Origin of the sequence: Pseudomonas sp. MS646, from assembly GCF_036693845.1 — a bacterium.
GTDB lineage: Bacteria > Pseudomonadota > Gammaproteobacteria > Pseudomonadales > Pseudomonadaceae > Aquipseudomonas > Aquipseudomonas chlororaphis_E.
Genome location: NZ_CP144763.1, coordinates 499,086 through 517,601 on the forward strand (window position 1 = coordinate 499,086; position 18,516 = coordinate 517,601).

Annotated in this window: 16 protein-coding genes; all 16 read right to left on the minus strand. The window is 66.0% G+C overall.

Features of this window, described 5'->3' with window-relative positions; all coding sequences use genetic code 11:
* Window positions 1–23: 23 nt before the first annotated feature.
* Window positions 24–4,022 carry a DUF6543 domain-containing protein gene (locus V3H56_RS02160; RefSeq protein WP_338474173.1) on the minus strand — a complete coding sequence of 1,333 codons (3,999 nt, stop codon included), beginning with the start codon at window positions 4,020–4,022 and terminating at the stop codon, window positions 24–26.
* A 150-nt stretch (window positions 4,023–4,172) separates the two neighbouring features.
* On the minus strand, window positions 4,173–4,619 hold the full coding sequence (locus V3H56_RS02165) for an excinuclease (protein WP_042727942.1): 447 nt from the start codon (window positions 4,617–4,619) through the stop codon (window positions 4,173–4,175).
* A 41-nt stretch (window positions 4,620–4,660) separates the two neighbouring features.
* Window positions 4,661–5,887, minus strand: coding sequence for a beta-ketoacyl-ACP synthase (locus tag V3H56_RS02170; protein WP_212803307.1), 1,227 nt, complete (start codon window positions 5,885–5,887; stop codon window positions 4,661–4,663).
* Window positions 5,887–6,615 (minus strand): 3-oxoacyl-ACP reductase FabG, encoded by a 729-nt coding sequence (gene fabG, locus V3H56_RS02175; protein ID WP_042727940.1) that lies wholly within the window; start codon window positions 6,613–6,615, stop codon window positions 5,887–5,889. The genes V3H56_RS02170 and fabG overlap by 1 nt, the downstream gene beginning before the upstream one ends.
* Window positions 6,612–7,079, minus strand: coding sequence for a hotdog family protein (locus V3H56_RS02180; protein WP_042727939.1), 468 nt, complete (start codon window positions 7,077–7,079; stop codon window positions 6,612–6,614). Before V3H56_RS02180 ends, fabG begins: the two co-directional genes overlap by 4 nt.
* Entirely contained in the window at window positions 7,076–8,272 is a 1,197-nt protein-coding gene (locus V3H56_RS02185) for a beta-ketoacyl-[acyl-carrier-protein] synthase family protein (protein ID WP_042727938.1), read from the minus strand. Before V3H56_RS02185 ends, V3H56_RS02180 begins: the two co-directional genes overlap by 4 nt.
* Window positions 8,269–8,766: a hypothetical protein gene (locus V3H56_RS02190; RefSeq protein WP_047736111.1), complete on the minus strand. Its 498-nt coding sequence runs from the start codon at window positions 8,764–8,766 to the stop codon at window positions 8,269–8,271. The genes V3H56_RS02185 and V3H56_RS02190 overlap by 4 nt, the downstream gene beginning before the upstream one ends.
* Window positions 8,763–9,491: a class I SAM-dependent methyltransferase gene (locus V3H56_RS02195; RefSeq protein ID WP_047736110.1), complete on the minus strand. Its 729-nt coding sequence runs from the start codon at window positions 9,489–9,491 to the stop codon at window positions 8,763–8,765. Before V3H56_RS02195 ends, V3H56_RS02190 begins: the two co-directional genes overlap by 4 nt.
* Window positions 9,488–10,735, minus strand: coding sequence for an NAD(P)/FAD-dependent oxidoreductase (locus V3H56_RS02200; RefSeq protein WP_047736109.1), 1,248 nt, complete (start codon window positions 10,733–10,735; stop codon window positions 9,488–9,490). The genes V3H56_RS02195 and V3H56_RS02200 overlap by 4 nt, the downstream gene beginning before the upstream one ends.
* The gene (locus V3H56_RS02205; RefSeq protein WP_047736108.1) at window positions 10,722–11,879 is read right to left on the minus strand and encodes a hypothetical protein; all 1,158 of its coding nucleotides are present in this window, start codon (window positions 11,877–11,879) and stop codon (window positions 10,722–10,724) included. The genes V3H56_RS02200 and V3H56_RS02205 overlap by 14 nt, the downstream gene beginning before the upstream one ends.
* Window positions 11,876–14,212: an MMPL family transporter gene (locus V3H56_RS02210; protein WP_047736107.1), complete on the minus strand. Its 2,337-nt coding sequence runs from the start codon at window positions 14,210–14,212 to the stop codon at window positions 11,876–11,878. The genes V3H56_RS02205 and V3H56_RS02210 overlap by 4 nt, the downstream gene beginning before the upstream one ends.
* Window positions 14,196–14,789 carry an outer membrane lipoprotein carrier protein LolA gene (locus V3H56_RS02215; RefSeq protein ID WP_042727932.1) on the minus strand — a complete coding sequence of 198 codons (594 nt, stop codon included), beginning with the start codon at window positions 14,787–14,789 and terminating at the stop codon, window positions 14,196–14,198. Before V3H56_RS02215 ends, V3H56_RS02210 begins: the two co-directional genes overlap by 17 nt.
* A complete protein-coding gene (locus V3H56_RS02220) occupies window positions 14,786–15,211 on the minus strand; it encodes an acyl-CoA thioesterase (protein WP_042727931.1) in 426 nt (141 codons plus the stop codon). The genes V3H56_RS02215 and V3H56_RS02220 overlap by 4 nt, the downstream gene beginning before the upstream one ends.
* Window positions 15,204–16,748, minus strand: a complete 1,545-nt coding sequence (locus tag V3H56_RS02225; RefSeq protein WP_042727930.1) for an aromatic amino acid ammonia-lyase — start codon at window positions 16,746–16,748, stop codon at window positions 15,204–15,206. The genes V3H56_RS02220 and V3H56_RS02225 overlap by 8 nt, the downstream gene beginning before the upstream one ends.
* Window positions 16,729–17,673: a glycosyl transferase gene (locus V3H56_RS02230; protein WP_047736106.1), complete on the minus strand. Its 945-nt coding sequence runs from the start codon at window positions 17,671–17,673 to the stop codon at window positions 16,729–16,731. The genes V3H56_RS02225 and V3H56_RS02230 overlap by 20 nt, the downstream gene beginning before the upstream one ends.
* The gene (locus V3H56_RS02235; RefSeq protein WP_047736105.1) at window positions 17,670–18,404 is read right to left on the minus strand and encodes a glycosyltransferase family 2 protein; all 735 of its coding nucleotides are present in this window, start codon (window positions 18,402–18,404) and stop codon (window positions 17,670–17,672) included. Before V3H56_RS02235 ends, V3H56_RS02230 begins: the two co-directional genes overlap by 4 nt.
* Window positions 18,405–18,516 lie beyond the last annotated feature (112 nt).

The following is an 18,516-nucleotide window of genomic DNA, read 5'->3' on the forward strand; positions in this document are numbered from 1 at the left end:
TTGCGGGGGCACGCTTGCAGGGGTCAACCTTCCCAGACCGTCGCAGGTCCGTTGACGTGGTAGTCGTAGAACCCCTGGAGTGTCCAGGTATCGCCCTTGCGTTCAAACGCGGCGCGCCAGGCGCCCTTGCCGCCGCCCGGGGTCAGTTGGGCCATGGTGTACCAGTAGTAGCGGTTGATCTTCTTGGTAGTGATCCGTCCCGCACGAATATCTTCCGTGATGACGTTCACCCTGGTTTGAGCGGCCTGCGAGAAGGTGGCATACGCCATCTGGGCTTCAGCCAATGGGCTGTTGGTGACGATGAACTTGTCCGGTGCCGGCGACGGGGCGGGCAAGGCCGTGGAGGGCTCGGCGGACGTTGTGCCTTCCACTTTGTGGCTTCGGGCCTGGGTCACGAGCTCGATGTCGAAGGGTTCGTAGTTGGCCAGTGTCCGGCTGAAGTTGGTGATGTCTTCCCCGGTGAGCAGTGTGACGTCGCGTTGTGCCTGGCCTTTGTTGGCGATGATGTAGGGCACTCGATTGTTGCGGATCTCGGTCAGCAGCCCGGGCTTGTGCCTGCGCTGCTTTTCTTCGCGCAGGGCGGTGATCAGCTCGTTGTAGTATTGCGCCGAGTTCGTGTAGCTGTCCCGGGCCGACTGTGCTTCTGGATTATTGCCGGGCAATCGCGCCTGCACGTGGGCCTCCAGCCTGGCTTCCACGGCATTCAGCATCTCCCGGGTGTCGTTCGCGATCTTGTCCATGGCCGCTTTCTTCTTTCCGCCTTTGGAGGTGAACGTCATGAAGATGGCGCCGGTGATGTTGTCGGTGATGACCGTTGTATGGACCTGGATCCGGTCTTCGGTGAAGAAGATATTCTTGTGCGTCATTATCGTGTCGTAGATTTTTATTTTCTGGGCTTCGCTCAGGGTAACGCTGGAGACGTTGGTCTCGATGCTCTCGCAACTGAGCACGACGATGCTCCAGGTGTTCATCTTGTCCAGCAGGTCCCGCAGGCTGGCCCTGCGTTTGGCCAGATCACCCTGGCTGCGGGTCCAGTCGGTTATCTGGGTACGGTAAGCGTTGATGTCGGCGACACCGACGTCCGCCATGCTCTCGCGGAGTATGCGTTCGGCCAGCGCTTCGGGCATCGAGTCGAAAATGGCCTTTGCGGTGCTGACGGCTTCACGGGTGGGGTAGCGATTCATCACCAGTACGGCCTCCACCAAGGCGGCGCATGTACGCTGCTGCGGTGTTTCCGGCGGACGCCCGAACAGGCTCAGGAGCGGGCCGCCGCCCCTGAGCCGATCGCGCTCCACCACGCGCCAGCGGTCATTTTCCCAAACGACCGTTCGCTGATTCGAGCGGTTGTCCGGCGCATAGATGATCCGTTCGCCGGCCTGGACCGCCGTTTTGTAATAGCCATCCCCCAGCATCAGGTAGCCCTGGCCATCAGCGCCCCTGTACCGGTGGCGCCCCTCGGCAATCAACCCGTGCCCGTCGAAGCCGTTGAGGCGGAAGGGTTCCAGCTCCGGATCCGGTAGCCGCGGCAGGGACGACAGCGTCGGGCGTGCCTGCCGACGGCGCCCGGCGCGGGCCATGATCAGGTCCTGGCCGGCTTCGGCGATGACCTCGCCCAGCCCCGCGATAAAGTCAGTGGTCCATTGGTGAACGCTACCGCCTTCGTCATCGATGGCCGACACCGCGGCACCGCCCACCATGGTTGGCAGGATCGCGCGACCCAACAGACCGCCGAGCCGTCCCACCGGGAACATCGACATGGCGCCCGTCAGCAGCATGACGGCGTTCCGACGCCCTTGCTGTGCAAACGCGCTGTCGCGCTCGGCATTGCTCACCGTCAGCATCTGCGTGGTCTTGATCGCGTGGGTGATCTGCGTTTCGTGCAGCACCTTGAACAGGTCGGCCTCCACCGTGGGGGCGGCGATTTTCTTCGCGAAGTCATTCTGTGCCCGGTCCTTCGTCCAAGCGAAGACAGAGCGCGTGACTGTCTTGATTTTTTGCTCGAACGTCAGGTTTTCCGACAGCGGCACCAGGCTGGCAAGCTGCTCGGCCTGGTCCAGTAACGGCAACTGCGCAATCAGCCAGCGGGTCATCTGCGGTGTGGCGGTGAGGGTCTGCACCACGCTCGCTTCCAGCGTCCGGCTGCTCGCCGCGTCGACGTCCCTGAACACCTTGCCGTCGGGAGCGCCCGGTGTGTAGAGCGTCAGCGAAGGGCGACTGGCGAGTGACTTGACCCCGAACGCCAGCACGTCTTTCAAGACGCTGTCGCCCCATTGCAGTTGACGAACCACCGCCTCATGCCCGCCGACCTTGCCACGGCCTTTCGCCGTGGGGCTGTCCAGCGCCGCCAGCACCAGTTTGAGCCCGGTATTGTCGCGGTCATGCCGCAGGTCGCCGGAAATGTGCGCCGCCCACACCTGTGCGCGCATCTGCTGCGCTTTCAGGGCCATCCAGGGCGCTTGGGTCTGCCAGGCGGCCACTTGCACTTCGGTCGGCAGGCGGGCGCCCACATTGGCCCTTTCGATGACCTCGACAATCTGCGCGAAGCTCAGCGGCCCATCCACGGTGGTGTGAGGCGCATTGCGTTCTTCCAGCGTCAGGTTGGACATTGCCCATTGCGTCAGGGAGCGACGATCATCGACGACGCCCCTGACACTGCCTTGGGATACTCCGGACCCAAACGGTGAGCCGCCGGTCGGGGCGTGGGGGTCGATCACCTCTTTGCGGATGCTCAGCGACACATCGTCGGGGTCGACCGGCGGGTATTTCTCGCGGATCAAACCTGCGAGCAAGGTGCGGGTGCGAGCGCGAAGGGCATCCGGGGTGGCCAGTGTCACCGGGTCTGGCGCGGGCGGTTTGTCCACCAGCGTGGTTTGCACGGCTTGGGTCGCTTCCCACCACGCCAGGCGATCGCCGCCGGTGACGTGAGGGTTGCCGTGCAACCAGTCGTCGAGCTTGTTCAGCCCCAGCCGCAATTCGCGTTCGTCCATGGCCGCGGCCAGGTCCAGCCGATTGCCCAGTTGCGCGGCGGCGTCCAGCCTGCCCAACCAGGTGCCGATCTCCTGTGTTTGTTCCGGGCCGCCGAGGAACACGCTGGCGACGGCGCTCTTTTGCTCTGTCCGCAGTTCGCTGACCAGGCGGGCCAGGAAATTTTCGGTGATGGGGGCCGTTTCGATCTCGTCTCCGGGGTCGCCGTCTTCCTTCAGGCTGGCCTTGAGCGCCGCCAGGTCGTCGTGGATGTGCAGCGGCTCGCCGGGACGGTACAGCAGCGCGCCGCCTGACTCGTTGGGGTCTGCATGTTGGGTCAGCACCGCGGCCATGGGCACCGGCACGCTGACCGCCCACCCGGACGGGATCACGCTCAGGCTGTGGACGCCGGGACGTTGGTGTTCCGCCATCCGTGCCCGCGACGCTGCGTCCGGTGCCGGCAGCGTGCGCTCCGTCAACGCCTTGTACATCGACGGGCGCAACGTTGCGTCCAACTGGTGCAGGTCTGCCTGGGCCCTGAGTTGCAGGGCCAGCTCGGTGGCCAGCCATTGGCTGATGCTCAGGCCCTGGCTGAAATCGGCGGAGCTGGCCCAGAAGTCGTCCAAGGCCTGGGTCAGCAGTTGAATGCACGACGCCGGGGGTAGGCTGATCAGGTGCTTAAGGTTGGCCAGGGCTTGGGAGGTGGGCCGGGTGTGATGCTGATCGATGACGAGTTCGATGTCGCTGGCCTCGTCGAAGAATGCGAGCGCATCCAAGCGCCCGGCGATCGCCCGCTCGAACAGCGTATCGAGGCGGACCGTGGTCTTGATCCCGTCCTGCTGCCGGCAGACGAACAGGTCCTGGGCGGTGAGGTGGTCGGACAGGTCGGGGAGGACGCGGCGCAGCCCGTCATTCAGGTGCCGGGCCAGCACTGTCGAGGAACGTGGCATGGCGCCGTTCAGGCGAATCATCCGCTGCTGCGAGGCCTCCAGCAGGTTTATCAGCGGGGCGCTCGGGTCTGTCGGGCTATCGGCCCGCGAGGGGGTGGTGTCCAGCATGTTGTTCTTCCTGGGAAAGTGTTCGGAAGAACAACCTATTGAAGCGCGGAGAGCGCCGGGCGGTAGATAGATACCGCCCGGCGCGGCGCCAGGCAAGCTAGCAAGGGCTGATCATTCCCACGCGGAGCGTGGGAGTGATCAACGCAGGGCTTACTGGACTTTTGCCAGGTCTCCTTTCAGCGCGACCCCGGCCATGATTGCGCCGGCGTGGCATTCGTAGGTGGTCGGGTCCTTGCGTTCGTTGCTCTTGTAGAAGCTGACGATGTTGGTCACGGCGTTGGCGCCAGCGTTCTTGGCCGCCTGGTGCAGGCTGATCAGGGCCGATTGCAGGACCCATTCGCACGCCACTTCGTCGGACTTGTTGAAGGCGTTGGTCTTCTTGTTGGTCACGGCACCGGGGCTGATCACGGTGACGTTGCCGGCCGGCTTGTTACCCGCCAGGTAGAACTTCACGCTGCCGTCGATCTTGCCGGTGCGGATGGCTTCGGCGACAACCTTGTCGAACGGCAGGAACAACGCGGTATCACGGGCCTGGCTGATGGCCGGCAGGGTGCTGAGCAACAGGGCGGCGGTAACGGCGATTTTCTTCAGCGACATCATGGTCTCCTTGACGGGGGTAACGGGAAGTTGAATCCGATTCAGCGCCAGCGGCGGAAAATCAGCGAAGTATTGACCCCGCCAAAGGCGAAGTTGTTGTTCATCACGTATTCATGGCTCATCGGCCGGAACGCGTCGCGCAGATAATCAAGCTTGCCGCATTCGGGATCAACCTCGTCGAGGTTGAAGGTGTGTACGTAGAGGTCGCGGTTGAGCATTTCGATGCTGAACCACGATTCCAGCGCGCCGCAGGCGCCCAGGGTGTGGCCGAGGAAGCTTTTCTGCGAGCTGATGGGCATGCGTTCGCCAAACAGGCTGCTGGTGGCCAGGGTTTCGGCGATGTCGCCCTGTTCGGTCGCGGTGCCGTGACCGTTGACGTAGCCGATGGCACCAGGCGCCAGGCCCGCGTCTTCCAGGGCCAGTTCCATGGCCCGGCGCATGGTGCTCAGTTCGGGACGGGTGGCGTGCTGGCCGTCGGCGTTGCTGCCGAAGCCGACGATCTCGGCGTGGATCCGCGCGCCCCGGGCCAAGGCGTGCTCCAGTTCTTCGAGCACCAGCATGCCGGCGCCTTCGCCGATCACCAAACCATCGCGGCCCTTGTCGTAGGGGCGCGGGCTGGTTTGCGGCGCGTCGTTTTTCAGGCTGGTGGCGTAGAGCGCGTCGAAGACCATCGCTTCGGTCGGGCACAGTTCTTCGGCGCCGCCGGCGAGCATCAGTGGCAGGCGTCCGAACTTGATCGCCTCATAGGCATAGCCGATGCCATGGCTGCCACTGGTGCAGGCACTGGACGTGGGGATCAGGCGCCCGGTCAGGCCGAAGAAAATGCTGATGTTGGCCGCCGTGGTGTGGGGCATCATCCGCACGTAGGAGTTGGCATTCAGGCCTTCGGCCACGCTGTTGAGCAGCATGTTGCCAAACGCCTTGATCTCGTCGGTGCTGCCGGTGGACGAGCCGCAGGACACGCCCATGCGCCCGTCCTTGATCGACTCGTCGCCCAACAGGCCCGCATCGGCCAGGGCCTGTTCCGCCGCGGCCACCGCCAGGCGTGAAACCCGGCCCATGCTGCGCAGTTGCTTGCGCGTCCAGTGGGCCGGGACCTGGAAGTCGTCGATCGGCCCGGCCAGGCGGGTGTTCAGTTCGGTGAAGCGGTCCCACTCTTCCATGTGCCGGATGCCGCTGCGGTTGGCGGCGAAGTTGGCGGCGATGGTTTCCCAATCGCTGCCCACGGAGGTGATGCCGGCCATGCCGGTGACAACGACGCGCTTCATCAGCACAAGCCTCCGTTGACGGCCAGGACCTGCCGGGTGATGTAGCCGGCTTCGGCGGACATCAGGAAATTCACCGCGCCAGCCACTTCTTCCGGGGTGCCCATGCGCTGGGCGGGGATCATCTTCATCAGTTCTTCCACGGGTACGTTTTCATCGAGCATGGCCGTGTCGATCAGCCCGGGCGCGACGCAATTGACGGTGATCTTGCGCTTGGCCAGTTCGATTGCCAACGCCTTGGCCGCGCCGATCAAGCCGGCCTTGGAGGCGCTGTAGTTGACCTGGCCGCGATTGCCGATCAGCCCCGATACCGAGGTCATGCACACGATCCGCCCGGCAGCGCGCCGACGGATCATCGGCATCATCACCGGGTGCAGCACATTGTAGAAACCGTCGAGGTTGGTGCGCATCACCGTGTCCCAGTCGTCTTCGCTCAGGGCCGGGAAGGCGCCGTCGCGGGTCAGCCCGGCGTTGAGCACCACGCCGTAGTAGGCGCCGTGGGCCTCGACATCGGCCTCCAGGATGGCCTTGCAGGCGGCGCGGTCGCTGACGTCGAATTGCAGCACCCGCGCCTGGCGGCCCAGTGCCTGGATGTCGGCCTGGACGGCTTCGGCCTCGGCGCGGCCGCTGCGGCAATGCAGCACGATGTCGTGCCCGGCCTGGGCCAGGCGCAGGGCGATGGCGCGGCCGATGCCACGGCTGGAGCCGGTGACCAGTACGGATTCAGTCATGGCAGGTTTCCTGTTGCGGACGGTTCGTTGAGGTAATGGGCGGCCTGGGGTGGGCGGAACACGTTCAAGCGGGCGGTGGCATGGATGCCGGGCGCATGGATATGGCATTCGAACACGCCCATGCCGTTGTCGTCTTCCAGCGAGCGCACACCGTGGATGGCCAACTCGGTGCCGGCTGGAAAGTGCTCGACGTTGCACTCGAACTTGCGGGTGCCGAGCAGGAAGCCCAGCGCCACGGCATCGCCGCGCTGGCGCGCATGGCAGCCGGCAAACGCGGCCACGCTCTGGGCCATCAGTTCGATGCCGACCCAGGCCGGCAAGGCGCCGTCGTCGCGACTGAACAGGCCGCCAGGCTTGACCAGGGTACGGGTATGGATCTGCTCGTCATCGAAGGCGACGACCCGGTCGATCAGGATCATGTCGCCGGCGTGGGGCAGCAGTTCGGCGAGCGGCCAGTCAATCATGGGGCGTCTCCGATAATCAGGCTGACGTTGTTGCCACCGAAGGCGAATGAGTTGCTCATCAGGCGGCGCGGGAAAGTCGGGTTGAGGCGGCTGTCGGCCTGGGCCAGGTCCAGCGCCGGCAGCTCGGGATCGGCCTGGCCGTCCCAGACGTGCGGTGGCAGGGCCTGGGCGGTGTTGTCGGCGCTCAGGGCCAGCCAGCAGAACGCCGCTTCCAGGGCCCCGGCGGCGCCGAGGGTGTGGCCGGTCAGGGGCTTGGTGGACGAGCAGGGCACGCCTGCCGGAAACAGCCCGGCCACGGCCTGGCTCTCCATGGCGTCGTTGTGTTGGGTGGCAGTGCCGTGCAGGTTCAGATAGTCGATCTGGCCGGCGTCGAGGCCGGCGCTGCGCAGGGCTTTTTCCATGGCCTGGCGGGCACCGCGGCCGCTGGGCTCCGGGGCGGAAATATGGTGGGCATCGGAACTGGCGCCATCGCCCAGCAGGGCAATCGAGGGGCCAGCGCCGGGCGTCCTGCTCATCAGGAACAGCACTGCCGCTTCGCCAATGTTGATGCCGCTGCGGTTCACCGAAAACGGATTGCAGCGCTCGCTCGACACCGCTTCGAGCGCCGAAAAGCCGTTGAGGGTCAGCTTGCACAAGCTGTCGACCCCGCCGCAGATCACCGCATCGCACAGGCCCAGGTCCAGCAGGCGGCGCGCGCTCATCAAGGCGCGGGCACTGGAGGTGCAGGCGGTGGAAATCACGTAGGACGGACCGCCCAGGTCGAGCCAGTCGGACAGGAAATTGGCCGGCGCGCTGAGTTCCTGTTGCTGGTAGTCGTAGCCCTCTGGAAAGCGCTGCTCGCGCAGGTAATGGGCGATGCCCTGGCTGGCTTCGTCGATGCCCGAGGTGCTGGTGCCCAGCACAATGCCGATGCGCGCGCGACCGTAGGCCTCGATGGCCCGGTCGATGTCAGGGCGGATCTGCAAGCCAGCTTCCAGCAGCAGCTGATTGTTGCGGCTGTTTTGCGCGGCCAGTGCCGGGGGGATGGCCGCGAGCTCGCCCGTCACCGCGGCGACCGGCAATGCCCGTTCAGCGACCCAGCCGGCTTCGACGCGCACGCCCGAGCAGTCGCCGGCAAACAGGTTGCGCGCCACGGTGCGCTTGTCGCGGCCCAGGGCGCAGATCACGCCCAGGGCATTCAAATAGGCGGTCATGGCGCGTTCTCGGTCAACGGTGTGATGCGGTAGTGCAGGCCTTGGGGCAGGCTCAGGTCAAAAGCCTGCGGCTGCTGGTAGCGCACCTGCCAGCGAGGGTCGAGGCTGCGTTGCGCTCCCTGCTGCCGGGCGCTCGGGTAGTTGCCGGCCAACTCGGCGGCAGGCGTCAGGGCGAACAACAGGGCGGCGAACAGCTCGCGGGCCTCGGCGTTGGGCGGCAGCAGGCCGTCGGCTTGCCACGCGCCATCGACCAGGCGCTGACGGGCCACCGGAATGCCCAGCGGGTCCATCATCGACCATCGAATGCCGGTGCTTTCGCGCTGGATCACCAGCAACCAGTCCAGGCGTTGCCCGGCCAGTTGCCGTTCGATGTGCAATTGCATCGGGAGGGCCAGGGTTGGCGTCTGCTCGGGCAGCGGCACACGGCTGGCGCAGGCGCCGAGCAACAGCAGGCAGCCGACCAGCAGGGCGTTGCGAAAGGCGGTGCGGATCATTCGCCGGCCCCTTCGAGCGGCTTGCGGGCTACCACGTTGACTAGGGTTTCCTCACGTTCGCCGAACGGCTTGGGGCGGCGCAGGCCAAAGCGCTCCAGCAGGCCGAAGTCCTTGGCGCGACTCCACCACAGGTACGGGTAGGAGACGTTGGCTGGCTCGAACTGGAAACCCTGGTGGCGGATCATGTCCAGGTATTGCGCGGCGCTTTTCTGCACGTGCATGGGGTGCCGGAACAACCAGCGGATCACCCAGGTGTCGATGTAGGCTTCGGTGGATTCGGCGAACATCAGGTAGCCGCCGGGCTTGAGCACCCGATGGAACTCGGCGAGGGCCTTTTCCTGTTCCACCAGGTGGTGGAAGGTCTGGTGGCAGAACAGCAGGTCGACGCTGGCATCCGGCACCGCCAGTTGCGCGCAGTCGCTGCCGATCAGCTCCACGGCCATGCCCTGGCGCGCGGCTTCCTCGGCACTCAGTGCTAGGCTGTGGGGGTCGGCGTCGACGCCGATCAGGCGCTGCGGTGCGAACGCCTGGCGCAGGTACTGGAACGACTTGCCCTGGCCGCAGCCGGCGTCCAACAGCACCGGGGCGGTTGGCAGCGGACTGTTGAACAGGCCGCGCAGGTCATTGATCGCCACCCGCAGCACGTGGTGTTGCCAGGTGTGGCTGCGCAGGAACCAGAACCCGAAGCGGGTCTCTTCTACGTAGTTGTCGCTCAGGTAGTTCATGGTGTCGGGCTCGCGCAGATGTCCGAGAGCATGCGCAGGCGGCGCTTGGGCTCGCTGACGAACGGGTTGCGCTCATCCCAGGCGTAGCCGGCCAGGATCGAGCTGATCATGCGGCGAATGTCGGCCGAGCCTTCGGTGTAGAAAATCACGTCCTGGAAGGTGCCGGCGTACCAGCCCTCGACATAGCAGCGGAAGGTGTCGACGCCGCGCTTGAGGGGCTCGGCGAATTCGCCTTGCCAGTCCACGGTTTCGCCTTGCAACTGGCGATGCAGCACGTCGGCGGCCATGCTCGCCGAACGCATGGCGATGGTCACCCCTGAGGAAAACACCGGGTCGAGGAACTCCGCCGCGTTGCCCAGCAGGGCGAAGCCCGGGCCATGCAGGGCTTTGACATTGGCCGAGTAACCGCCGATGGTCCGCGCCGGGGTGTCCCACACCGCGTTGCGCAACACGCCGGCCAGGCTCGGGGTTTCGTCGATGAAACCGCGCAGGCAGGCATCGAGGTCGTCGGTGCGGCCGGCGAAATGCTCCGCGGCCGCCACCACGCCCACCGAGCAGCGTCCGTCGCTGAACGGAATGGTCCAGAACCACACGTCGCGCTGGGTGGGGTGGGTGGTGATCAGGATTTTTTCCCGGTCGAACGTCGGCGCGTCGATGCGATCCTCGATGTGAGTGAACACCGCTTGGCGCACCGGGAAGTTCGACGGCGCTTCCAGGTCCAGCAGACGTGGCAGGACCCGACCGTAGCCACTGGCATCGAGGACGAAATCGGCCTGCACCCGGTACTCGCTGCCGTCTTCGCGCTGCACCGCCAGTTGTGGCCGGTCGAGGCTGAAATCGGCCTGGGTGATGGCTTGGCCATAGCGGATCTCCACGCCTTGCAGCGCGGCCTGGTCGGCCAGCAACTTGTCGAAGTCGGCGCGTTGCACCTGGAAGGTCGTGGGTTTGCCGGCGCTGAACGTGTCACCGAAATCGAAGGCGCTGTAGCGCTCGCCCCAGGCGAATGCCGCGCCATTCTTGCGCTGGAACCCGGCGGCATTGACCGCCTCGAGCATGCCGGCTTCCTCGACGAAATCCAGGCAGTGGGACAGCAGGCTCTCGCCAATGGAGAAGCGTGGGAAATGCTGGCGCTCGATGACCAGCACGTCGTGGCCCTTGCGCTTGAGCAAGGCGCTGGCGATGGCGCCGGAAGGGCCTGCGCCGATGATGACGACCTGTCGACGTTCCATTTCAACTGTTGGCACGGGGGCTCCTGGCCGGGGCGGCAATCAAGGGTAGACGGTGGAAGCCGGCGACGGCCGGCAGCAATGTCGCGATCAGCCCCATCAGCATCAGCGTGAAGTACAACGCCGGGCTGATGAGCTGTTGTTGCAAGAGCAGGTTGAGGAACACGATTTCACTCAAGCCGCGGATATTCAGCAAGACGCTTTCACGCCAGCGACTGGCACCGGCGAACGACGCGCCGGCCCATCCCAGCCCCAGCCAGTTGCCCAACAGTTTGCTGGCAATCGGCAACAGCAGCAACGCCGCCAGTTGCAGGGCGCCGAGGCTGTCGAGGACGCTGTGGACGTTGATCTGGACGATGCCGAACGTAAGGATCAGCGGGATGGCCAGGTAGGTCTGCAAGCCCTGCATCCAGGCCGCGTTGAGCGGCAGCACCAGCGGCACCTTGAGCGCGGCCATGCACAGCAGGTAGCCGATGCCGACGATCAGCGCGTTGAGCCGGTAATGCTCAGCCACCACCAACAGCGCGAAGAACAGGCCGCTGTGCAGCAACGGCTGGCGCAAGCCCAGCAGGCGCAACACCAGCGGCAGGCAGGCACCGGCCAGAGGCAGCAACAGGCTGCCCAAGTGCAGGCTACCCTGGGCCAGGCCGAACAGGCTCCAGCAGGCCAGGTCGATGAGGATCGCCGTTTGCACCAGCCGCCGGGTAGCGGCAGGCGGGTAGTCGATGTGGCGCAGGTACAGGTACAGCACGGGGATCGCGGTAATTGCGAACAGCAGGCCCACGGCCAGGGAGCTGATCCAGGGTTGTGCTGGCAATAGCCAGAGCGCCGTCGCCAGGCCGCAGGCAAACGGCACGGCGAAGCTCGGCAGGGCGATCTTCACGCTCTGACGGTCCAGGCGCAGGTCGATCACGTCGCTGAGGATGTGCCCCAGCAACACGGCAAACGCGAGGCTGTAGAGGTTCTTCAGCCACAACGGCGACACCAGTTGTGCGCCGCTGAGTTGCCAGCCGGGCTCGACCCAGAAATACATCAGCAACGGCAGGCCAAGGCTTGCCAGCAGCAACTGGCTGACGATCGGGATCAGCCCGAACCGCCGGCCCAGGCGCGTGGCGGCGGCAAACAAACCCAGGGCCATGAGCCAGAACAGCAGGATCATCATGACGCGGGCTCCAGGACGGCATTGTGGGCCCGGTGCCCGGCCCATGGCGCGAGCATGAAGCTGAAGGCCAGCCCCAGGCTTACCGCCAGGCCGAAGTTGCTCACCGCCGGGGTGCTGGACAGCGCCAGCAGCCCGAACGACAGCCAGGTGGTGACCGCCGCCAGCAGGGTGCCCAGCAGGCTCACGGCGGCGCCACCGATCTGTTCGCGCATCAGGATCGCGTAGTCGACGCCGATGGCCGTCACCAGCAACAGGCCGAACAGGCTGAACAGGGTCAGCGGCTGCCCCAGCCAGCCGAGGCTCGCCAGGCTGCACAACGCCGCCAACAGCGGCAGGGCGACGATGCGCAAGGCTGCGCCAAGGCCGAAGGGCCAGATCAGTACCAGCACGATCAGCGCGCAGGAGGCCAGTTTCAGCTCGGCGGCGCTGATCTGCGTGGCGGCAAAGACCCTATTCAGGTCGTCCAGGCGATCCACCAGTTGCACGCCGGGCAGGTCCACGGCCTGTACCCGCAACAGCGCGGCGTCGTTCAAGCCTTGCAGGCTGATCATGGCCGCCACGCCCTGGGCGGTCGGGCCGAGCCAGAGGGTGCGGTACGGCTCGGCCAACGGTCCGGTCAGCGCGGCGTCGATGTCTTGCACTGGCAGCGCCTGCAATTGCGCCAGCTCCGCCTGCAGTGCCGCGACCGGCACGCCGAGGTCCAGCAACGGTTGCCAGAACGCCGGCAGCCGGGCCAGGGCCTCGCGGACTCTCTGCTGTTCGGCCGGCGGGCTGACCAGTTGGTTGAGCGACAGGTAGCCCTGGAGTTTTTCCAGGCCGACGAGCTGGTCCAGCCGTTCGTTGAGGGCGGTCTGGCGCTCCAGCAACTGGGCCTGGTTGTCGGCGCGAATCAGGAAGAACTGGCTGGTGGGTTGGAACCCGGTGATGCGCGCCACCTCGCGGGCCTCGTCAGTGAGGTGCTGGGGCGTACCGATCCACTGGCGAATGTCGTTTTTCGTCGACAGGTGCCAGAGGCCGCCGGCACAAAAGACCAGCAGCAGCCCCAGCAGAATGGGCGTGGCTACCCGCGCCAGCAAGGCTTCGCGGGCCTGGAGCAGGCACTCGCACAGCCGCAGCGGCCATTGGGCGGGGCGCAGGTCGGCGCCCTTGAGCAGCGCGGGCAGCAGGCACACCGCGCTCAAGTAGGCACCGAGCAGCCCGGCGGCGGAAAACAGGGCGATCTGGGTCAGGGCCGGGAACGGTGTCCAGGCCAGGGCCAGGTAGCCGATGCAGGTGGTGATCAGGCTCAGGCTCAACCCTGGCAGGGTCAGGCGCAGGGCCGGCCAACTGCGCCATGGCTTGAGGCTCCAGCTCTTGGACAGGTAGTGCAGCGGGTAGTCGACCGCCACGCCGATCAAGCTGGAACCCAGCACCAGGGTCATGACGTGCATGCGGCCGAACAGCGCCACGCACGCCACGGTGCCGAACAGCATGCCGACCAGCACCGGCACGAACGCCAGCCACACCCGCAGGCGTCCGAAGGCGAGCAACAGCAGCAACAGGATGCCCACCGTGGCGCCACCACCGACCCAGGTGATTTCCCGGGAGGCCTGTTGCTGGCCGGCGGCGGCATACAGCAGGCCGCTGGCCGCCAGCAGTTGGCCCTGGGCCTGGGTCGCCTGATCGCGGCTGCGTTGCAGCAGGTCGGCCACTTGCAACGGCAGGTTCATGTCGAAGGCGTTGCCGCGGGTGCGGGCCCGCAGCATCACCCAGCTTTTGCCGTCGGCATCGGCGACCAGCGCGCCGCTGCCCACGTCCAGTTGGATGGCGCCGCGCTGGGGTTGGCTGTTCTGGATACGGCCGGTCAGGCCCAGCCAATCGTCCTGGCTGGGCACCAGGCTGAAGCCGCTGAACGGGTCGAACAACGCCTGCACCCGTTGCTGGATGAACGCCTGGGGTTGGTCGATCAGTTGCTGCCGGTCCGCCGTCGACAGCATCGCCAGGCGTCCGTCCAGCAACTGTGTGCGCAGCGCAGGCAGGTCGGCCTGTAACGTCCACTGGACCTTGTCGAACAGGCCGCTGGCCTGCCACTGCTGGCCGAGCGCTTGCGCCAGGGCGATGGCGTGCGGGCGGTCAGCGTGACCGACCAGCACCAGCACTTCGCGGTTCAGCGGTTCTTGCATGCGTTGCTCGGCGACGAGCTCCAAGGCATCGGGCGAAACGCCCGGCACCAGTTCCATCAGGTTGGCCGACAGCGGCGCGCCGTGGCGCCATTGCCAACCGGCAAGCGCCAGCACCGCCAGCAGCAGGATCAGGAACAGCCTTGGAAGCCTGCGTTCACTTCGCAAAGTCATGTTGCTCCGCTTCGCTCAAGGGTTGCGTGGCGACGCTGTCCTGCATGCGCAGCACCGTGCGGTCGCCCTGGGTCTCCATCAGCTCGATGCGCTGTACCAGTTCGCCGCCTTCGATGTTGATCTGGTTGAACACCTGCTTGAGCAACACCGAACGCGGGGTCAGGGTGAGCTTCCATTGCTGCGGCTCGCCCGCCAGGCTCAGTTCGAAATCCCGTAGCAGGCCACTGCTGTCGCCCTGCAGGACCGCCAGGAACAGCCGGTTCTGTTCGGCGCCAGCGCTCTTGTTTGGCAGCATTTGCCAGGCATTGCCGTCTCGTCGGGCGATGCCTTGGGCGGTGATGCGGTAGTCCTGTTGCAGCGGGGTTTGCAGCAGCCAGAGCAGGCCGTGGTTTTTCGCCAGGACGAAGCGGCCCTTGCTGATCAGCGGCTGGGGCAGGGCGCGCAGGTGTTTTTCCTGGATGAACGGGCCGTGGATCACCTCCGGGCGGGCCAGTTGCTCGCTCAACTGTTGCAGGTCGAACGCCTGGGCCAAAGGCGACAGGCAGCACAGCAACAACCAGGTGCACAGGCGTTTCATGGCAGCATCCTTTCAACGGCTTCGACGAAGACCCGCGGCGAGGCCAGCAGCATTTCACGGCTGGCGATCTCCACCGCCACCTGCACCGAACTGGCCCGCGTCAGGCGTTCGCCGGTGCTGGCGTCGCTGATCAGGTAATTGATCTTCAGACGGTTTTCCCATTCCACCAGGCTGGCGCGTACGGTCAGCGTCTGGCCGAACACCGCGCTGCGCATGTAGCGCAGTTGCAGGTCGATCACCGGCCACGCGTGGCCGGATTCGAGCATGTCGTTGTAGTTGTGGCCGATCTGGTCGAGCAAGGCGCAGCGGGCCACTTCCAGGTATTTGACATAATGGCCGTGCCAGACCACGTTCATCGAGTCGACGTCGAAAAACGGCACGACGACCTGTGTCTCTACGTGCAACACACCCTGACTACGCATGCAGCCTCCAGTGTTGCTCGGCGATGCGTTGCAGGCACAGGCGCAGTTCGCCTTCCAGGGCACGGTCTTCGATCACCGGGGCGAAATCCTCGGCCAGTTCGGCGTGCATGGCGGCCAGGGCCGGCGGCAGCGGTCGTGCGTCTTCGGCACGGCTGCGCAGCCACACGCCCTGGTGGGCCGCCAGCAGCGTGGCGGCGGCGACCTGTTCGGTCAGTTCCAGTACCCGGATCGCGTCCCGGGCGGCGATGGTGCCCATGCTCACCTTGTCCTGGTTGTGGCATTCGGTGGAGCGCGAGAACACGCTGGCCGGCAGGGTGTTCTTCAAGGCTTCGGCGGTCCAGGCGCTGGTGCCGATCTGCACAGCCTTGAAGCCATGGTTGAGCATCGCCCGGTCGGCGCTGGCGCCCGACAGGTTGCTCGGCAGGCCATGGTTGTAGCGCTCGTCCACCAGCAGGGCGAGTTGCCGGTCGAGCAGGTCGGCGACGTTGGCCACCAGGTTCTTCAGGCTGTCCATGGCGAAGGCAATGTGACCGCCGTAGAAATGCCCGCCGTGCAGCACCCGTTCGGCTTCGGCGTCGATGATCGGGTTGTCGTTGGCGCTGTTGAGTTCGGTCTCGATGAACGCGCGCAGCCAGTTCAGACTGTCGGCCAGCACGCCGAGCACGTGGGGCGCGCAGCGCAGGGAGTAGCGGTCTTGCAGGCGATGTAGCGGCGCGGTCGGTGCGTCGATCGCCAGGTCCTGGCGCAGCCACGCGGCGACCTGCATCTGCCCCGGGTGCGGCTTGGCGGCGAACAGGCGTTCGTCGAAGTGCTCCGGGTTGCCTTGCAGGGCGACGACGTTCAACGCGGTGATGCGGGTGGCCAGTTGCAACAGGTAATCGGCCCGGGCGAAAGCCAGGCACGCCAGCCCGGTCATCACGGCGGTGCCGTTCATCAACGCCAGGGCTTCCTTGGGGCGCAACACCAGTGGGGTCCAGCCCAGTTCGCGGTGCACATCGGCGGCCTGCCGACGTTCGCCCCGGAACATCACCTCGCGTTCGCCGGAGAGCGTCGCTGCCACGTAGGACAGTGGCGTGAGGTCGCCGCTGGCACCGACCGAGCCCTCTTCCGGAATCAGCGGCAGGATGTCGTGTTCGAGAAAGGCCTGGAGGCGCTCCAGCAATTCGATCCGCACCCCGGACACACCGTGGCACAGCGACTGCAAGCGTGCGGCCAGCACCGCGCGGGTGGCCTGGGCGTCCAGCAGCTTGCCCAGGCCGCAGCCGTGGAACGTGTAGAGGTGACGCGGCAGGGCCTCGACATGGTGCAGCGGCACCGCCACTACGCAGGAATCGCCGTAGCCGGTGGTCACGCCATAAATCACGCCTTCCTTGTCCAGCAGGGAGTCGAGGAACTGCGCGCCCTTGGCGATGCGCTGGCGGAATGCCGGGTCGTCCTGCAACTGCGTCGGCGCCTGACGGTTGGCCAGGGCCAGCACCTCTTCGATGCGCAAGGGGCGTTCGCCAAAGATTACCGGCTCAAGAGTGGGCATCGTCATCGGTCTTCCAGAAAGGGTAAAAGTTGAACCACTGTTGGGGCCCCTGGAGGCAGAATTGCGCCAGGCGCTCGGCGTAGCGGCCGGCCCAGTGGGCGATCACTTGCTCGCGTTCGCTGCGTTTCCACACCACGGCTTCGGCAAAAGGCTCGAGGGTGACGCGGTAGCGCCCCTCGTGCTTGAGGCACATCAGCAGGTTGACCGGGCATTTGAGCAGGCCGGCCATCAGCCACGGTCCCTGGGGAAAGGCGGCCGGGTGGCCCATGAAGTCCACGGTCACGCTGCGTCCGCCGTGCAGGGGCACGCGGTCGCCGGCAATCGCCAGCCACTCGCCGCGCTCCAGGCGCTCGCTCAGTTGCAGCATCACGGCCGGGTCCAGCTCGCTGACCTGGATCAGGCGCAGGTGCGTGGCGCCGGCTTCGCCCAGCAAGCGGTTGAATTGCTCGGCGTGCTTGGTGTGCACCAGCACGTTCATGGTGACCTTCTCGCCCAGCTCGGCCAGGGCCCGGCACATTTCCAGGTTGCCCAGGTGCGCGCCCACCAGCATCTGCCCACGGGCGTCACGCAGGTGATTGCGCAGCAGCGCGGTGTCGACGATCTCGATCTGCTCGATGCTCAGCTTGCCGTTCCAGACATCGAGCTTGTCGAGCAGGGAGTCGGCGAACGCCATGAACTGCCCGAACACCCGCCGGCGGGTCGGACGCAGTTCGGGACGCGCGCTCCATTCGGCCAGGCGTTGCTGGTATTGCCAGGCGGCCTGGCGAGCGCTGCGGCCGAAAATGAAGAAGTACAGCACGATGCCGTAGAGCACCGGCGTCAGCAGGCGCCGGCCCAGGACCTTGGCGGCGAACGCGGTGAGTTTCATCAGCCAGAAGCTGCCGCGCTCCTGGCGGTCGGCCCAGTGTTGTTTGTCCGCGTCGAGGCTCATGCCCGCCACCGTCGCCAGAGAATCAGCGGCAGGCGCACCAGCATGCCGAAGAACAACCGGGTGTGCATGCTGGAGATCAGCACGTTGTCGTGGAACAGGCGAAAGTGCGAGACACCGTCCTGGGGGTAATGCACCCGGGTGTGCAGCCAGCGCATCGGTTGGTTGCGCCAGGCCAGGCGCACCAGGATGTCCGAATCGAAATCCATGCGCTTGCCGATGTTGGCCGAGCCGATCAGCGCCAGCGTCGGGGGCAGCGGGTAGACCCGGAAGCCGCACATGGAGTCGCGGATTTGCAGGGACAGGCTGTTGATCCAGACCATCACGTGGGTCAGGTAGCGTGCGTACAGCCGGCCTTTCGGCACGCTGGCATCGTAGTGCGGGTAACCGCAGATCAGGGCGTCGGGGTAGGCGCGGGACTGTTCGATGAAGGTGTTCACGTCGCCGAGGTCGTGCTGCCCGTCGGCATCCACCTGCAAGGCGTGGGTGAAGCCCAGGCGTGATGCTTCCCGCAGCCCGGTCATGACGGCGCCGCCCTTGCCCTGGTTGACCGCCAGCCTGACCAGATGCACCCGCTCATCCTCGGCCAGGCGTTCCAGCACCGCCGCACAGGACGGGCTGCTGGCGTCGTCCACCAGTACGCAGGGCAGGCCATGGGCGAGCAACGCCTGGACCACCGCCGTGATGGCGGTTTCGTGGTTGTAGACGGGGATGACGGCGCAGGGGTTATGCATGGTTCCTGGCCTCCGACGTTCCCCTGTGGCGAGGGAGCTTGCTCCCGCTGGGCTGCGTAGCAGCCCCCCGCTTTTCTGAAGTGAGCGCTGCGCACTCGAGCGGGAGCAAGCG

Excerpts from the sequence above, each read along its gene's own strand:
- V3H56_RS02165 (WP_042727942.1), bottom strand. The coding sequence starts at position 4,619 with ATGTCGCTGAAGAAAATCGCCGTTACCGCCGCCCTGTTGCTCAGCACC.
- V3H56_RS02225 (WP_042727930.1), bottom strand. The coding sequence starts at position 16,748 with ATGACGATGCCCACTCTTGAGCCGGTAATCTTTGGCGAACGCCCCTTG.
- V3H56_RS02190 (WP_047736111.1), bottom strand. The coding sequence starts at position 8,766 with ATGATCCGCACCGCCTTTCGCAACGCCCTGCTGGTCGGCTGCCTGCTG.
- V3H56_RS02185 (WP_042727938.1), bottom strand. The coding sequence starts at position 8,272 with ATGACCGCCTATTTGAATGCCCTGGGCGTGATCTGCGCCCTGGGCCGC.
- V3H56_RS02210 (WP_047736107.1), bottom strand. The coding sequence starts at position 14,212 with ATGACTTTGCGAAGTGAACGCAGGCTTCCAAGGCTGTTCCTGATCCTG.
- V3H56_RS02215 (WP_042727932.1), bottom strand. The coding sequence starts at position 14,789 with ATGAAACGCCTGTGCACCTGGTTGTTGCTGTGCTGCCTGTCGCCTTTG.
- V3H56_RS02220 (WP_042727931.1), bottom strand. The coding sequence starts at position 15,211 with ATGCGTAGTCAGGGTGTGTTGCACGTAGAGACACAGGTCGTCGTGCCG.
- V3H56_RS02170 (WP_212803307.1), bottom strand. The coding sequence starts at position 5,887 with ATGAAGCGCGTCGTTGTCACCGGCATGGCCGGCATCACCTCCGTGGGC.
- V3H56_RS02180 (WP_042727939.1), bottom strand. The coding sequence starts at position 7,079 with ATGATTGACTGGCCGCTCGCCGAACTGCTGCCCCACGCCGGCGACATG.
- fabG (WP_042727940.1), bottom strand. The coding sequence starts at position 6,615 with ATGACTGAATCCGTACTGGTCACCGGCTCCAGCCGTGGCATCGGCCGC.
- V3H56_RS02235 (WP_047736105.1), bottom strand. The coding sequence starts at position 18,404 with ATGCATAACCCCTGCGCCGTCATCCCCGTCTACAACCACGAAACCGCC.
- V3H56_RS02160 (WP_338474173.1), bottom strand. The coding sequence starts at position 4,022 with ATGCTGGACACCACCCCCTCGCGGGCCGATAGCCCGACAGACCCGAGC.
- V3H56_RS02230 (WP_047736106.1), bottom strand. The coding sequence starts at position 17,673 with ATGAGCCTCGACGCGGACAAACAACACTGGGCCGACCGCCAGGAGCGC.
- V3H56_RS02195 (WP_047736110.1), bottom strand. The coding sequence starts at position 9,491 with ATGAACTACCTGAGCGACAACTACGTAGAAGAGACCCGCTTCGGGTTC.
- V3H56_RS02205 (WP_047736108.1), bottom strand. The coding sequence starts at position 11,879 with ATGATGATCCTGCTGTTCTGGCTCATGGCCCTGGGTTTGTTTGCCGCC.